This is a genomic window from Paenibacillus sp. 1-18 (assembly GCF_000520755.1).
Taxonomy (GTDB): domain Bacteria; phylum Bacillota; class Bacilli; order Paenibacillales; family Paenibacillaceae; genus Paenibacillus; species Paenibacillus brasilensis.
Map to the genome: position 1 here is coordinate 1 of NZ_ASSB01000002.1, position 824 is coordinate 824.

1 protein-coding gene is annotated in these 824 nt (G+C 43.7%); it reads right to left on the reverse strand.

The window, feature by feature from the left end:
- Window positions 1-356: 356 nt before the first annotated feature.
- The coding region (locus L693_RS0100010; protein ID WP_049825005.1) for a hypothetical protein at window positions 357-824 on the reverse strand (468 nt) is incomplete at its 5' end.

Sequence of the window (824 nt, forward strand, 5' to 3'; positions counted from 1 at the left end):
CCCCATAATCAAAATGTTCTTACCACTCAGCAGCGTTGTCACAGAAACCACCTTTCTTTTTTTACATTTTCAACAAAAAATAACTTAATTGCGTATGTCTATATATAGACATATGTAATCATTTCTGGAATATTATCATGTTAGTTGCCAAAGTTAAACAATAGACGTTTTAGGCAATTGCAAGAATTAACTTTAAAATTCATGAGGATTGGCAGGACTATTCCACAGATAGCGACGGACTCATCAAACTACCGGAAGTGACAACTTTATTTTTTACCATCAACGACCCTCCCGATTCGAACATCCTGAGTGACCGGCCTTATTTCATCCAAGTGTGAAGCCTTATATCCCTGAGGCTACGCCTTATGTTTCCTTGGAGACAAGGTATAGCTAAAGGAGACAATAAAGTCGATTGCCAGAACGAGTGCCCATGTTGTCATAATGCCCTCCAAAGAAACCGTACGCTGTGGATCATCTACATACACAATGATGGCGAGCAACAGACCGTTGCCGATGGCCCAGCCCAAGAGGTGAAGCAACCAACCAATCCGTTCCTCTTTTGCATGAGCAGCACCATACTTGCGTTCAGGCTTCGGCCCCTTACCAAACCAATGAGAGAACTGCATATCTGCCCATTTAATTAACCTATGACCAAATGCTACCGTAATGCCAAAATAGCAGGCCGCCAGGCCAGTAGCGGTCGTAATCTCCATGCCGCTGCTCACCGTGATGAACACCGCAAGCAGTAACAGGATATCAATAATAGGAGTAAATAGTAAAAGAAGACCGCACGCCATGTGTGGTTTCCAGGTTCGCGTAACAGG